This window comes from Nocardiopsis changdeensis, from assembly GCF_018316655.1.
GTDB lineage: Bacteria > Actinomycetota > Actinomycetes > Streptosporangiales > Streptosporangiaceae > Nocardiopsis > Nocardiopsis changdeensis.
The window spans coordinates 1552167-1566295 of the sequence record NZ_CP074133.1; the positions used below are offsets into that span (position 1 = coordinate 1552167).

At 74.6% G+C, this 14129-nt stretch carries 11 protein-coding genes; 6 read left to right on the forward strand and 5 right to left on the reverse strand.

Annotated elements, in window-relative coordinates; genetic code table 11:
- Positions 1-273 precede the first annotated feature (273 nt).
- The 3 genes from KGD84_RS07220 (at position 274) to KGD84_RS07230 (ending at position 4014) form a co-directional block, all read left to right on the forward strand.
- Positions 274-705 (forward strand): Fur family transcriptional regulator, encoded by a 432-nt coding sequence (locus KGD84_RS07220; RefSeq protein ID WP_220559484.1) that lies wholly within the window; start codon positions 274-276, stop codon positions 703-705.
- Between the two features lie 40 nt (positions 706-745).
- Complete coding sequence (gene katG / locus KGD84_RS07225; protein WP_220559485.1) at positions 746-2971, forward strand: catalase/peroxidase HPI; 2226 nt, start codon at positions 746-748, stop codon at positions 2969-2971.
- A gap of 317 nt (positions 2972-3288) precedes the next feature.
- The gene (locus tag KGD84_RS07230) at positions 3289-4014 is read left to right on the forward strand and encodes a CPBP family intramembrane glutamic endopeptidase (RefSeq protein WP_220559486.1); all 726 of its coding nucleotides are present in this window, start codon (positions 3289-3291) and stop codon (positions 4012-4014) included.
- A gap of 72 nt (positions 4015-4086) precedes the next feature.
- On the opposite strand, the gene KGD84_RS07235 is transcribed toward KGD84_RS07230, so the two are convergent.
- From KGD84_RS07235 to KGD84_RS07245, 3 genes are read right to left on the reverse strand one after another with little or no spacing between them, the layout of a single operon-like run.
- Positions 4087-5811: an ABC transporter ATP-binding protein gene (locus KGD84_RS07235; protein ID WP_220559487.1), complete on the reverse strand. Its 1725-nt coding sequence runs from the start codon at positions 5809-5811 to the stop codon at positions 4087-4089.
- Positions 5808-7652 carry an ABC transporter ATP-binding protein gene (locus tag KGD84_RS07240; RefSeq protein ID WP_220559488.1) on the reverse strand — a complete coding sequence of 615 codons (1845 nt, stop codon included), beginning with the start codon at positions 7650-7652 and terminating at the stop codon, positions 5808-5810. Before KGD84_RS07240 ends, KGD84_RS07235 begins: the two co-directional genes overlap by 4 nt.
- Positions 7649-8632 (reverse strand): alpha/beta hydrolase, encoded by a 984-nt coding sequence (locus KGD84_RS07245; protein WP_220559489.1) that lies wholly within the window; start codon positions 8630-8632, stop codon positions 7649-7651. Before KGD84_RS07245 ends, KGD84_RS07240 begins: the two co-directional genes overlap by 4 nt.
- Before the next feature lie 64 nt (positions 8633-8696).
- Between KGD84_RS07245 and KGD84_RS07250 the strand changes: the two genes are divergently transcribed.
- A complete protein-coding gene (locus KGD84_RS07250) occupies positions 8697-9245 on the forward strand; it encodes a TetR/AcrR family transcriptional regulator (RefSeq protein ID WP_220559490.1) in 549 nt (182 codons plus the stop codon).
- Positions 9246-9303: 58 nt separating this feature from the next.
- Positions 9304-9954 carry a TetR/AcrR family transcriptional regulator gene (locus tag KGD84_RS07255; RefSeq protein WP_255646371.1) on the forward strand — a complete coding sequence of 217 codons (651 nt, stop codon included), beginning with the start codon at positions 9304-9306 and terminating at the stop codon, positions 9952-9954.
- Positions 9955-10003: 49 nt separating this feature from the next.
- Here KGD84_RS07255 and KGD84_RS07260 read toward each other — a convergent pair whose 3' ends face one another.
- Both KGD84_RS07260 and KGD84_RS07265 read right to left on the reverse strand, forming a co-directional pair.
- Positions 10004-10720: a tyrosine-protein phosphatase gene (locus KGD84_RS07260; RefSeq protein ID WP_220559491.1), complete on the reverse strand. Its 717-nt coding sequence runs from the start codon at positions 10718-10720 to the stop codon at positions 10004-10006.
- Entirely contained in the window at positions 10717-12111 is a 1395-nt protein-coding gene (locus KGD84_RS07265) for an MFS transporter (protein ID WP_220559493.1), read from the reverse strand. The genes KGD84_RS07260 and KGD84_RS07265 overlap by 4 nt, the downstream gene beginning before the upstream one ends.
- 212 nt (positions 12112-12323) lie before the next feature.
- Here KGD84_RS07265 and KGD84_RS07270 point away from each other — a divergent pair, with 212 nt between their 5' ends.
- Entirely contained in the window at positions 12324-14129 is a 1806-nt protein-coding gene (locus KGD84_RS07270; RefSeq protein WP_220559494.1) for a glycoside hydrolase family 3 protein, read from the forward strand.

A 14129-nucleotide genomic window follows, 5' to 3' on the forward strand; every position in this document is an offset into this window, starting at 1 on the left:
CCCGTACCGACCACCGCCGGCGCCGGAACTCATCGGCCCCGTCCCTGCCTCCCCGGATTCTCCGGGGGTTCATGTGTCCTTCCGTGTAATCCGCGCCCCGGGGTCGGAGAATGCGTTTCCGGGGTCCCCTTCCGCCCTCCCGCCGCCGTGGGGGCGTCGGCCGCCCTCCGGCGTCCGCGCAGGCCGGAGCCGCTCCCGGCCGGACCGTGCCCGGCCAGGGTGGATCCATCACATCATTTGACTAGTTCCAGAAAAGGCGGCAGACTGGCGGCCATGCCAACCCCTTCGGATTTCGAGCGCATGCTGCGCGAGTCCGGCCTGCGGGTGACGAGCCCTCGGATGGCAGTGCTGTCCGCCGTGCACGACAACCCGCACGCCGACACGGAGTCGGTCATCGACCTCGTGCGCGGGAACCTCGGCACGGTGTCCGGCCAGGCCGTCTACGACGTGCTCAAGGCGTTGACCGGCGCCGGGCTGCTTCGGCGCATCCAGCCACAGGGCTCCGTGGCCCGTTACGAGACACGGGTCGGGGACAACCACCACCACGTCGTGTGCCGCTCCTGCGGTGCCATAGCCGACGTCGACTGCGCCGTCGGGCACGCACCGTGCCTGACCGCATCGTCCGACCACGGCTTCCGGGTCGACGAGGCCGAGGTCGTCTACTGGGGTGTCTGCCCCGACTGCGCCCGTACACGCGAGTCCTGAAACCAAGAGTTCACCTCTTCCCTGTTCCGGAAGGAAGACGATGTCCGAAAACAACGAGGTAGTCACCCCCACCGCCGAGACCGAGGCGTCCGGCGGCTGCCCCGTCGCGCACGGTCGCGCCCCGCACCCCACCCAGACCGGTGCCAACAGCACCTGGTGGCCCAACCGGCTCAACCTGAAGATCCTCGCCAAGAACCCGGCCGTGGCGAACCCCCTCGGTGAGGGCTTCGACTACGCCGAGGCGTTCAAGGCCCTGGACCTGGACGCCGTGAAGGCGGACATCGCCGAGGTCCTCACCACGTCCCAGGACTGGTGGCCCGCCGACTTCGGGCACTACGGCCCCCTCGTCATCCGCATGTCCTGGCACAGCGCGGGCACCTACCGCCTGTTCGACGGCCGCGGCGGCGGCAGCGCCGGCCAGCAGCGGTTCGCCCCCCTCAACAGCTGGCCCGACAACGCCAACCTGGACAAGGCCCGCCGCCTGCTGTGGCCGGTCAAGAAGAAGTACGGCCAGAACATCTCCTGGGCCGACCTCCTCATCCTCGCGGGCAACGTCGCGCTGGAGTCCATGGGCTTCGAGACCTTCGGCTTCGGCGGCGGCCGCGAGGACGTCTGGGAGGCCGACGAGGACGTCTACTGGGGCCCCGAGACCACCTGGCTCGACGACAAGCGCTACAGCGGCGACCGCGAGCTGGAGAAGCCGCTGGCCGCCGTCCAGATGGGCCTCATCTACGTCAACCCGGAGGGCCCCAACGGCAACCCGGACCCGATCGCCGCTGCCCGCGACATCCGCGACACCTTCGGCCGCATGGGCATGAACGACGAGGAGACCGTCGCCCTCATCGCCGGCGGCCACACCTTCGGCAAGACCCACGGCGCGGGCCCGGCCGACAACGTCGAGGCCGACCCCGAGGCCGCCGGCCTGGAGCAGCAGGGCCTGGGCTGGAAGAACAACTACGGCACCGGCAAGGGCGGCGACACCATCACGTCGGGCCTCGAGGTCACCTGGACCTCCACGCCCGCGCAGTGGAGCCACGGCTTCTTCAAGAACCTGTTCGAGTTCGAGTACGAGCTCACCCAGAGCCCGGCCGGCGCGCACCAGTGGGTCGCCAAGGACGCCGAGGAGATCATCCCCGACGCCCACGACCCGAACAAGAAGCACAAGCCGACCATGCTCACCACCGACCTGTCGCTGCGCTTCGACCCGATCTACGAGCCGATCTCGCGCCGCTTCTACGAGAACCCCGAGGAGTTCGCCGACGCGTTCGCCCGGGCCTGGTACAAGCTGACCCACCGCGACATGGGCCCGAAGTCCCGCTACCTCGGCGCCGAGGTCCCGGAGGAGACCCTGCTCTGGCAGGACCCGCTGCCCGCCCAGGAGGGCGAGGTCATCGGCGAGCCCGAGATCGCGGCCCTCAAGGCGGCCGTCGCCGAGTCCGGCCTGACCGTGTCCCAGCTGGTCAAGACCGCGTGGGCCTCGGCGTCCACCTACCGCGACAGCGACAAGCGCGGCGGTGCCAACGGCGCCCGCGTCCGCCTGGCCCCGCAGATCGACTGGGCGGTCAACAACCCGGTGGAGCTGCGCGAGGTGCTGAGCACCCTCGAGAGCATCGCCGACAAGTTCAACGCCTCCTCCGCGAAGAAGGTGTCGCTCGCCGACCTCATCGTCCTCGCCGGCGGCGTGGGCGTGGAGAAGGCGGCCCAGGCCGCCGGGCAGGACGTCGTCGTGCCGTTCACCCCGGGCCGCGTGGACGCGACCCTGGAGCAGACGGACGTCGAGTCCTTCTCCTACCTGCAGCCGGTCGCCGACGGCTTCCGCAACTACTACGGCGAGGGCAACCGCCTCCCCGCCGAGTACCTGCTGATCGACAAGGCGAACCTGCTGGGCCTGAGCGCCCCGGAGACCACCGTCCTGGTCGGCGGCCTGCGCGTGCTGGGCGCCAACTACGACAACTCCGAGGTGGGCGTGCTCACCGACGCGCCGGGCACCCTGACGAACGACTTCTTCGTCAACCTGCTCGACCTGGGGACCACCTGGACCCCGACCGGTGAGAGCTCCGAGACCTCGCAGACGTTCGTCGCCAAGGACGAGTCCGGCGCGGTCAAGTGGACCGGCAGCCGCGTCGACCTGGTGTTCGGCTCCAACTCCGAGCTGCGCGCCCTGGCGGAGGTGTACGCCTCCGACGACGCGAAGAAGAAGTTCGTCGAGGACTTCGTCGCCGCGTGGACCAAGGTGATGGAGCTGGACCGCTTCGACCTGGCCTGATCCGCCACCGGGTCCTGCCCGGAACCGGACCCGGAGCCGGTCCGACCGCCACGGTCGGACCGGCTTCCCCCTTTTCGGGGGCGGGAGCGCCGGAGGGGCGGTGGCCGGGGCGGGGGCGGGCCACCCGTGACGCCGTGTCATGGCAGCGCCCGGGGAAATGTCATCCCCGGGCGGTGACGCGGCGCCACTGCCGTGCGGGCGCCGCCGGGGATGGAATGGGGGCATGCCCGGGGGACCGCGGGCGAGGGCGCCCGACGCGGCCGGAGCCGCGCGGGCCCGCGGTCCCCGGGGCACCCGACACCGAGGAGGGACCAGCCATGTCCAGCACCCGTTCCGACCACCCCGGACGGCCGGCTCCGGCCGCCGGCGCCGCCCCGCGGCGCCCCGGCTGGCCCGAGATCATCGCCGGCCTGGCGGCCCTGACCGCGGCCGGTGTCCTGCTCGTGTTCATCCCGTCCGAACCCCTGGGGCCGGTGGCGTTCGGCCTCGTCGTGGCCGCCTGGTCGGGCGTCGCCGGGCTCTTCGGCTTCGCCGTGGCGGCGGCGCTGCGCATCCGCTCCCTGGCCGCCTTCAACGTCCGCCGCACCACGGCGCGCTGGATGCTCATCGGCGCGGCCTGGGGCGTGGCCGCGCTGCTCCTCAAGGGCGGGCTGATCCTCGCCATCACCGCCCTGACCGGGTACGAGGAGAACCCGCAGGGCATGTACTACGACGCCGCGGGCGGCGGCCTGCCCGCCTTCTTCCTGACCGTCCTGTTCCTGGCGGTGCTGACGCCGATCGGCGAGGAGTTCCTCTTCCGCGGCGTCGTCACCACCGCCCTGCTGCGGTACGGGCCCGTCATCGGGTCCCTGGGCGGCTCGGCGGTCTTCGCCGTGTTCCACGGCGTCAACGTCATCCTGCCCGCGGCGTTCGTGGTGGGCCTCGTCGCCGCCGAGGTGATGCGCCGCAGCGGGTCGATCTGGCCCGCCGTGGCCGTCCACTCGGTCAACAACCTCGCCCTGCCGCTGCTGGTGCTCCTGACCGGGACCGCCGGGCCGGCCTGAGCCCCGCTCAGTGGTGCGGCGGGTGGGGCGGCCGCGGCGGGTGCCCCTGCCAGGGGCCCGGCCGCCCCGGCGTCACCCGCCGCCCCCCGAGGGCACGCCCGAGGTGGAGGCCCGCCAGAAGTCCGCGTAGCGGCCGCCGCGGCGCAGCAGCCCCTCGTGGTCGCCCTCCTCCACGATCCGGCCGCCGTCCAGGAACACGATGTGGTCGGCGCCGCGGACGGTGCGCAGCCGGTGCGCGACCATCACCACCGTCCGGCCCGCCGACAGGCGCTCGATGCCCTCGTGCACCGCGGCCTCGCCGACCGGGTCCAGCGCGGAGGTCACCTCGTCCAGCAGCACCACCGGCGCGTCCTTCAGCAGCGCCCGCGCGATCGACACCCGCTGGCGCTCCCCGCCCGACAGCAGCGCCCCGCCCTCGCCGACCTCCGTCTCCCAGCCCCGGGGCAGCCGCTCGACCACCTCGTCCAGCCGGGCCGCGGCCGCCGCCGCGCGCACCTCCGCCGCCGTGGCGCCGGGCCGGCCCAGCCGCACGTTCTCCTCGATCGTCCCCGAGAAGAGGTGCACGTCCTGGAAGACCACGGCGATCCGCTCCATCAGCACCTCCGTGGGAACGGACCGCACGTCCACACCCCCCAGCCGCACCGAGCCGCCCTGTACGTCGTGGAACCGGGCCACCAGGTGCAGCAGCGTGCTCTTGCCCGCCCCGGACGGGCCGACGACGGCGAGCCGCCGCCCCTCGGGCACCGACAGGGACAGGCCGTCGATCACCGTGCGGCCGCCGTACCCGAACTCCACGGACGCGAACTCCAGGTCGTGCCGCCGGGGCCGGACCGGTTCCGCGGGCTCGGGCAGCGGCTCGGTGCGCAGCACCGTGTCGAGCCGTTCCAGTTCGGCCCGCGCGGCGCGCAGCTGCCCGCCCAGGTCCGCCAGCGACAGCAGCGGGTCGGCGCAGCGGGCGGCCAGCACCAGGACGGCCAGGAGTTCGGCCGCCCCGATGTCCCCGCCGAGCACCAGGTACGCGCCCAGGGCCAGGACCGCCGTGAACGCCGCCTGCACGGTCAGCGCCAGGCCCACCACTCCGGGCAGCGCCGACACGAGCGAGCGGCGCGACGCGCGCCGGATCCCGCGCAGCGCCTCGTCCAGCGCCCGGAAGCGCTCGGTGCCCCGGCCTCCCGCACGCAGCACCGGCTGGGCGCCGAGGTACTCGATCACCCACCCCGTGGCCTCGTGGTCCCGCGCAGCGCGCTCGGCGTCGGCGGCCGCCGACGCACGCCCCGCCCGGACCTGGACCGCGGCCACGACCGGCACGGCGATCGCGGCGGCCAGCCCCAGCCGCCAGTCGAAGGCGAGCATCACGGCGACGATGGTCAGGGGCGTCGCGCAGGCCGTGAGGAACGGCGCCAGCAGGTGCGCGATCACGCCCATCGCCTGGAGCACGCCGCGCCCGGCCAGGCCGGACACCTCCCCGACCCGGTCGCCGGTGTACCAGCCGACGGGCAGCCGGGCCAGATGGTCGCCGAGCCGGTGGTACACCCCCCGCAGCAGCGTGGTCCCGGCCCGGAACCCGGACAGGTCCGCGAGGTAGCGCAGGACCCCGTACCCGGCCACCGCGGCGCCGAACGCCGCCAGCCAGGGCAGGGCCCCGCCGGGGTCGTCGCCGAACAGCGCCCGCAGCACCGGGACCAGCAGGGCGCAGGCCAGGCCCTCGGCCACCGCGGCGGCCGTCATCAGCACGACGGTACGCCGTACCGGTCGCGCGTACTCGTCCCCGAGCACGCGCAGCAGCATCCGGATCATCGGGGTTCGTCTCCTCGCACCGCGTCGCCCGCGGCGGTCGATTCCTCGGAGGCGGCCCGGTGGGTCCTCCAGAACGCGGCGAACTCGCCGCCCCGGGCCAGCAGTTCGGCGGGCGCGCCGCGTTCGACGACCTCCCCGTCCCTGAGCATCACGACGGTGTCGGCGTCGGCGATCGTCTCCAACCGGTGGGCGATGACCAGGACCGTCCGCTCTCCTCCGCGCGCGGTCAGGGCCCGGCGCACCGCCCGCTCGGTCAGCGGGTCGGCGAACGCGGTGGCCTCGTCCAACACCAGGACGGGGGTGTCCGCGAGCAGCGCGCGGGCGATCGCGATCCGCTGCGCCTCACCGCCCGACAGCCCGGCCTCCTCGCCCAACACCGTCTCGTAGCCGTGCGGCAGGGCCGTGACGCGCTCGTGGACCTCCGCCGCCCGGGCGGCCCGCTCCACCGCCCCGCGGTCGGCCCGCGGCACCGCCAGCGCGATGTTGTCCGCGACCGAGGCGCGCAGCAGGCGCGTGTCCTGGAAGACGAACGACACCTTCCGGTACAGTTCCCGGCCGTCGATCTCCCGCAGGTCGGCACCGCCCAGGAGGACCGAGCCGGAGGTCGGGTCGAAGAACCGCGGCAGCAGCCGGACCAGGGTGGACTTGCCGCTGCCGGACGGCCCGACGACCGCGGTGACCGTCCCCGGTTCGAGCACCAGGTCGATCCCCCGCAGCACCTCGCGGCCGTCCCCGTAGCCGAATCCGACCCCGCGCAGCTCCACCCGGTGGCCCCGGGGCGCGACCGGGTGCGCGGGCTCGGGGAGCGGGGGCACCGCCAGCACCTCCCGGATCCTCCCGACCGCGCGCCGGGCGGCCTGCAGGTCGTCGAACCCGTGGCCCAGGGCCGCCACCGGGGCGGCCAGGCCGGGGCCCAGCAGCAGGAAGGGCGGCAGGTCCGCCGGGGCCATCCCGCCCGCCGTGACCAGCACCGTTCCGCCGACCAGTACGGCCAGCAGGACGAACGGCGGCGACAGCACCAGCTGCATGCCCGCGGCGACCACGGAGAGGTTGCGCACCATGCGGGAGAACGAGGCGGTGAAGTCGTCCACGGCCCGCAGGAACCCGCGGTGGGCGCGCTCCTGGCCGCCGAACACCTTGACCACCGAGATGCCCCGGACGAACTCCACGGCGGCGTCCGCGATCCGCCCCTGGGCGGCGTCGAACTCCTCCTGCTCGCGCAGCCGGGCGGGGGTCATCATCAGCGGCACCAGCGCCACCGCCAGCACCACCGGGACCAGGGTGACCAGGGTGAGCCGCCAGTCCACGGTGAACAGGTAGGCCAGCGCCACCAGCGGCACCACGAACGCGGAGACCAGCTCGCCGGGCGCGTGGGCGATGAACGGGTGCACGGCGCTCACGTCCTCCCCGACCACCTTGGCCAGTTCGCCGGTCCGGCGCCGGGAGAGCCAGCCGATCGGCGCCCGCCCCAGCCGCTCGGCCAGCCTCCGGCGCAGGGCCAGCTGCAGCCGGACGTCGACCAGGTGCCCGACCCCGGACGAGGCGGCCGTGAACAGCAGGCGGACGAACAGCCCGGCCGCGCCCACCACCACGGCCGCCCGGACGCGGTCCGGGTCGGGCGGTCCCGACGCCAGCAGGACCCGGCCCAGTTCGACCACCGCCAGCAGCGGGGCCAGGCCCGCGAGGGCCCCGACGACCTGGAGGACCACCACGGAGGCGAAGCCGCCCGCGTAGGGGCGCAGCAGCCCGCCGGCGCCCCCGTCCGGCGTGCGACCCGGGTCCCGCGCCTCGGCGGGCGGGGCGGTCCCGGTCGCCGCCCCGGCGGTGTCGGTGGCGGTCATCGCCGCTCCACCCCCGCCCGTCGCGCCGCGGGGTGCAGCCGGCCGCGCAGGAACGCGAGGATCCCGTCCCGCGCGGGGCGGGCCTGCCGGACCAGGCCGGGCATGCTGAGGAACCCGTGGACGGCCCCCGGGTAGCGGTCCCGCCGGGCGTCGGTGCCCGCGGAGCGGAGCCGCTCGGCGTAGCGGCCGCCGTGGTCCTCGAGCGGGTCCAGCCCGCCGGTCACCACCAGCGCCGGGGGCAGGCCGGACAGGTCCTCGAGCTTGAGCGGGGACACCTCCCGCGGGTCCAGACCCGGCGGCAGGCTCAGCCGGGCGGCGGTGCGGAGCTCGGACAGGGAGAACGCGGGCTGACCCGTGTTGGCGGCGATCGAGGGGTGGTCGGCCATGGTCTCCGTCCAGTCCAGGGCGGGGTAGGCCAGCACCTGGGCGTGCACCGCGGGGCCGCCGTCGCGGGAGCGCAGGGCCATGAGCGCGGCGATCGTGCCCCCGGCGCTCTCGCCCAGGACCGCGACGGCCGCCGGGTCGACGCCCCAGGCCCCGGCCTCGTCGAGGATCCGGGCGAGCGTGTCGTGGCCGTCCTCGACCGGCAGCGGCAGCGGGTGTTCGGGGGCCAGGCGGTACTCCACCCCCATGACCACCGCCGGACAGCGGGCGGCCAGGTGGCTGTTGAGCCAGTCGTTCTGCGCGGCGGTGCCGGCGATGAAGCCCCCGCCGTGGAACGACAGGACCAGCGGGAGCCGGGGGCCCGCGTCGCGCGGCCGGTGCACGCGCAGGGTCAGGCGGCGGCCGGGGAGGTCCAGGACCCGTTCCGTGATGCGGGTGCGCCGGTGGGGGAGGCCGGTGACCACGCGCATCGCGCGCGAGGCCCGCAGGCGGTTGGTCCGGTGCCGTGCGGCGATCACCTGCTCGTCGGTGAGCGACTCCCAGTCCGTGGTGTTCCTGGCGAGGATGCGGGTGCCCAGGGGGGCCTTTCCGCTCATGGCGTGTCCTCTCGGATCAATTACGCTACTTCCAGTAGCGTAATCGGCAAGATAGCCTGAACCGGTGCAGAAATCCACTCCGGCCGGACGCCCCCGCTCCGATCTGAACGCGACCGTCTTCGCGGCCACACTGCGCTCGGTGCGGGAACTGGGCTACGCGGGCGCCACGATGGACCGCATCGCGGCCGAGGCGGGGGTCGCCAAGACGACGCTCTACCGCCGGTGGCCCTCCAAGGGCGCTCTGATCGTGGACTGCCTGCTCGACGCGATCGGCGTGGTACCGCTGGAGGGGGAGACCCGGGACGCGATGCTGGAGACGGCCGTCCGCTGGGCCGCCGAGAAGATCGGGGAGCCCGGGGTGGGCGCGGCGTTCGCGGGGGTGTTCAGCGAGGCCATCAACGACCCCGCCCTGCGCGAGATCCTGAACACGCGCTTCCAGGCGCCGTACCTGGCCGTGCTCCGGGAGGCGCTGAAGGAGCCGGAACAGCGGATCCTGCTCATCGTCGACGTGATCGCGGGGACGCTGCTGCACCGCCTGGGCATCAGCGGCCGGCCGATGGTCGAGGAGGACGTCGACGCTCTGATCGCGATGACGCAGGGCCTCCTGCGCTGACCTGCGGGCCTCCCGGCCGCTTACCGGGCCGGAGCGGCTTCGGCCTATGATTCCGGCCATGGCATCTCTGGGCGAGGACGCGGCGGTCGTGGTCGACGACAAGCGGATCGTGCGCGGCGACACCCGCCGCACGGCGATCCTGGCGGCCGCGACCCGCGAGTTCGGCCGCAAGGGGTACGAGAGCGCGCGGATCGCCGACATCGCCCGGGCGGCCGGGGTGACCGACGCCGGCGTCCTGCACCACTTCCCGCGCAAGAAGGACCTGTTCCTCGCCGTCGTCGAGCTGCGCGAGGACGTCTACCGCGAGCTCTACCTCCGCGAGATCACCACCGTCCGCGACCTGTGCGACGGGCTGGTCGCCGCCGTCCGACGGGCGGCGCAGGACCCGGACCTGGTGCGGTTCCGCCGGATGCTCACCGGCGCGGCGGGCATCGAGGGGCACCCCATCGAGGGCCGCCACCGGCACAACCTCGAACGCGCCCTGGAGGAGTTCGTCCCGGTGGTGCGCGACGGGATCGGGTCCGGCGAGCTGGCCGCGGACACCGATCCCGAGCGGACCGTCCTGGAACTGCTGGCCCTCAACGAGGGCATCCGCGACCAGTGGCTCACCCTGCCCGACCGCATCGACTACGTCGAGACCTTCGAGGCGGCCGTGGACTCCCTCTACCGCCGCATCGCCGCCCCGACCGGGGACGCCCCGCCCGACTGAGGGGACGGCGCCCGGCGTCCCCGGGCCGGGCCGGCGTGCGGACGCCGCCTCAGCCGGCCGCCAGCAGCCGGCCGCGCAGCCGCTCCAGGGCCTCGGCGTCCAGGCCGTGCGCGGCGAGGTACCCGGCCGCGCCGCCGTACCGGGCGTCCAGCCGCTCGAACACCTCCGCCATCACCGGGGCGGGACTGCTCACGATCAGCGTCTCGACCTCCGGCGTGACCTCGATCCCCATCGCGCGCACGGAGGCCAGCATCCCCTCGGCCCAGGCGCCGCCCAGCCGCGACCCGCTGAGCGCGTAGTCGGCGACGATCTCTTCCCGCTCCACGCCCACCGCGTCCAGCAGCAGTGCCACGGCCAGTCCCGTGCGGTCCTTGCCCGCCGTGCAGTGCACCAGGACGGGACCGCCGGTGTCGGCGACCAGGAGCGCGATGCGGACGAAGGCCTCGCCGGCCGAGTCCACCAGGCCCGCGTAGACCTCGCCCAGGGTCGGCACGGCGGCCATGGAGTCGGCGGAGCCCTCCAGCAGGGGCAGCCGGACGGTGGCCGGGTGCACCCCCGGGGCCCGGGCGACCTCGTACTCGGCGCGCAGGTCGACCACCAGCGCGAAGTCGTCCCGCAGCGTCCGGGCCCCCGCCTCGGTCAGCGAGGCGGGCCCGGCGGACCGGCACAGCACCCCGGTCCGGACGGCGCCCGCGGGCGTCCGCAGGCCGCCGACGTCGCGGAAGTTGACGAGGCCCTCGGGGGCCCGGACGAGCGTTTCGGTCATGGTGTGGTGTCCTCGCTGTCGGTGGATACGGGGGCGCCCTCGGAGCGGGCGGCCCCGGGCGGGTTCGAGGGGGCGGGGGAGGCCACGGAGGCGGCCGGGGGCACCAGGGCCTCCGGGACCGCGGGGGTCTCGGGGACCGCAGAGGTCTCGGGGGTCGCGGGGGCGCGCCGCAGGACCGGCCGCAGCCCGGGCAGCACCGCCAGCGACAGCAGTACCGCGACCGCTCCCGCCAGGTAGAGCGACGCGTAGTTGTTCTCGTGCCCGGTCACCGGGTCCGGCCCGCCCACCGCGAGGGCGAGCGGAGCGAGCGCGGGCGCGACCGACTGCGGGATCGTCTTGGCGAGGTTGAAGATGCCGAGGAACTTGCCCTCCTCGCCGGCCGGCAGGGTCCGCATCACGAGCGCCAGGTCGATCGAGTAGTACACGCCCAGGGCGAAGCCCGCGACGACCGTGCTCGCCCAGAACACGGAGACGTCCCCGGTGTAGGCCTTCATCAGCAGCGACACCGCCATGGCCGCGGTCGCCGCGACGATGAACGGGCCGTAGTTCCCCCGCCGCGAGGCCAGGTACCCGCAGGCGAACGCGGCCGCGGTGTTCAGGCCGGCCCCGGCGACCGTCGCCAGCGAGGTCAGGGACACGGCTTCGCCCTGCTCCATGCCGAGCCGTTCGATGAGGTAGAAGAGCCCGAACGTGCCCACGATCGTGTACCCGAACTGCATCACGCACCGCTGGACCCACACGAGCGAGAACCGCGGCACCCGCAGCGGGTTGAACAGGAACGCGCGGAACACGTCCCCGATCCCGCGCTCCCGCGCCCCGGCGCCGGAGACGGGCGCGTCCGGCACGACGGCGCAGACCACGCCCACGATCACCAGCGAGATCAGCGGCATCGCCAGCATCACCACGGCCAGGTTCTCGGCGAACACGGCCGCGATCAGCATCGCCGGGACCAGGCCGAGGAAGCCGAAGGCGCCGAACACCCCGGACGCCTTGGCCCGCTGCTCCTCGGGGACCTGGTCGGCCAGCATCGCGTTGAGGGCCGCCAGCGAGGCGTTGTACCCGGCCTGGCCGAGCGCCCAGGCGGCGGCGAGCCAGCCCACGCCCGGGGCGAGCAGCATGAGGACCGCGCTCACCGCGCCCAGGACGGCCCCGGAGACGATCCAGGGCCGGCGCCGTCCGAAACGGGACCGGGTGCGGTCGGAGAGGTGGCCCCAGACCGGGTTCGAGACCAGGGCGGCGACCGCCCCGGCCGTGGTGACCAGGGCGAGCGAGGCCTCCTTGGACTCCGGGGCGATCTCCAGGACCTTGAGGGAGAGCGAGACGGCGAGCGCCGTGGCCAGCGGGCCGAGCGAGGCGAGCTCGACCAGGGCGAGCAGGTAGACGCGCGACATGGGGATGCGCGTCGGCGGGTGGGGCGGGGGAGCGGACGGGGCCGGTGGCACGGCGGGATCCCTTCGGGCCGGGGTGTTCTGTGGGCGGGCACCGCGGTGCCCGCCGTGAGCGTAGGGACTCCGGCCGGACCCGGAGTTGAATACCTAGTGGCTACTAGGTAATACCTAGTGAATACTAGGTCCAGGGGGTCGGATCCCGCTAGGGTGAGCGCATGCCCACCATCGGAACCCCTTCCACCGGACCCTCGCCGACCGCCCCGCACACCGCCTCACCTGCGGTGGAGTCCCTCCTCTCCAGGATGACCCCCCAGGAGAAGGCGGGGGCGCTCCTGGTCGCCCGGGTGACCGTCAACCCGGACGGAACGCCCTGGGAGGGCACGGACGACGAGTCGCCGTTCGGCTTCACCCCCACCACCGAACTGCTTCTGGACCGCCATGTCCGGTCCTTCTGCCTGATGAACTCCCCCGGCGCGGAGGAGCTGGCGCGCTGGGGCACGGCGGTCCGGGCCATCGCCGCCCGTTCGGGCCCGGGCGTGCCGCTCACGGTCGGGTCGGACCCCACCCACGGCCGCGGCCGCAACGCCCAGGTGAGCCAGAGCGGCGGCGGCTTCAGCACCCTGACCGAACCCCTCGGCCTGGCGGCCACCCACGACCCCGCGCTGGTCGAGGAGGTCGCCCGGATGATGGCGGCCGAGCTGCGCGCGGTCGGCGTCCACATCGCCGTGCACCCCATGGCCGACCTGGCCACCGAGCCCCGCTGGGCGCGCGTGGCCGGGACCTTCGGCGAGGACCCCGGGCACGCGGCCGCGATGACCCGCGCCTTCGTCCGCGGCCTCCAGCACGGCGGCGCGCACGAACGCGTGCTGGCCACCGCCAAGCACTTCCCCGGCGGGGGCCCGCAGCGCGGCGGCGAGGACGCCCACTTCGAGCGCGGGGCCCACACGGTGTACCCCGGCGGCCGCTTCGAGGACCACCTGCTGCCGTTCGCCGCCGCGATCGGCGAGGGCGTCGCCATGGTGATGCCCGGCTATGCCGCCCCGCTGGGACTGGACCACGACGAGGTCGGCTTCGCCTTCCAGCGCACGGTCATCACCGGCCTGCTGCGCGATCGGCTGGGCTTCGACGGCACGGTGGTCACGGACTTCAACGTCGTGACGGGGATGCGCCTGCCCCGCCTGGGGATCGAACTCCCCGTGCGCGCCTGGGGGCTGCTGGACCTGACCCCCGTCGAACGCGTCGCCCGCCTGTTCGAGGCGGGGGTCGACCAGCTCGGCGGAGAGGACGACCCGGCGCTCGTCCTGGAGGCCCTGGACCGCGGCCTGGTCACCGAGGAGCGGTTGGACGCCTCCGTCCGGCGCGTGCTCCGGGACAAGGAGCGCCTGGGACTGCTCGACGACCCGGCGGCGGGGACGGTCGCGCCGGAGCGGGTCCGCGAACGCGTCGCCACCACGGCCGGCCTCGCGCTGGCCCGCCGGGCGCAGGCGGCGTCCGTCGTCGTCCTGTCCGGCGGAGCCGTCCGGCTGGGACCGGACGTGCGCGTCTACGCCGAGGGGGTGGACCCCGGGGTCCTGGCCCGGTACGCGCGGCCGGTGGAGAGGGCGGAGGAGGCCGACCTCGCCGTCCTGCGGCTGGCCGCCCCCTTCGACCCCGCCCCGGAGGGGAGCCTGGAGGCCGCCTTCCACTCGGGGACCCTGGAGTTCCCGGAGGAGACCGTCCGGCGCGTGGAGCGCCTGGCGGCGGCCGTCCCCGTGGTCGTCGACGTGTTCCTGGAGCGCGCCGCCGTGCTGACCCCCTTCGCCGAGCTGCCCGGGGTGACCCTGGTGGGCACGTTCGGCGTCGACGACGACGTCCTGCTCGACGCCGTGTCCGGCAGGGCCGAGGTCTCCGGGCGGCTGCCCTTCGACCTGCCCCGCTCCGACGCGGCCGTCGCCGCGGCGCGCGAGGACGTGCCCTTCGACACGGCCGACCCGCTCTTCCGGTTCGGCCACGGTCTGCGCCTGCCCGCCCGCCGCTCCTGA

Bases quoted from the DNA above. Each gene is read 5' to 3' on its own strand.
- KGD84_RS07220 (WP_220559484.1), top strand. From the start codon at position 274: ATGCCAACCCCTTCGGATTTCGAGCGCATGCTGCGCGAGTCCGGCCTG.
- katG (WP_220559485.1), top strand. From the start codon at position 746: ATGTCCGAAAACAACGAGGTAGTCACCCCCACCGCCGAGACCGAGGCG.
- KGD84_RS07230 (WP_220559486.1), top strand. From the start codon at position 3,289: ATGTCCAGCACCCGTTCCGACCACCCCGGACGGCCGGCTCCGGCCGCC.
- KGD84_RS07235 (WP_220559487.1), bottom strand. From the start codon at position 5,811: ATGATCCGGATGCTGCTGCGCGTGCTCGGGGACGAGTACGCGCGACCG.
- KGD84_RS07240 (WP_220559488.1), bottom strand. From the start codon at position 7,652: ATGACCGCCACCGACACCGCCGGGGCGGCGACCGGGACCGCCCCGCCC.
- KGD84_RS07245 (WP_220559489.1), bottom strand. From the start codon at position 8,632: ATGAGCGGAAAGGCCCCCCTGGGCACCCGCATCCTCGCCAGGAACACC.
- KGD84_RS07255 (WP_255646371.1), top strand. From the start codon at position 9,304: ATGGCATCTCTGGGCGAGGACGCGGCGGTCGTGGTCGACGACAAGCGG.
- KGD84_RS07260 (WP_220559491.1), bottom strand. From the start codon at position 10,720: ATGACCGAAACGCTCGTCCGGGCCCCCGAGGGCCTCGTCAACTTCCGC.
- KGD84_RS07265 (WP_220559493.1), bottom strand. From the start codon at position 12,111: ATGTCGCGCGTCTACCTGCTCGCCCTGGTCGAGCTCGCCTCGCTCGGC.
- KGD84_RS07270 (WP_220559494.1), top strand. From the start codon at position 12,324: ATGCCCACCATCGGAACCCCTTCCACCGGACCCTCGCCGACCGCCCCG.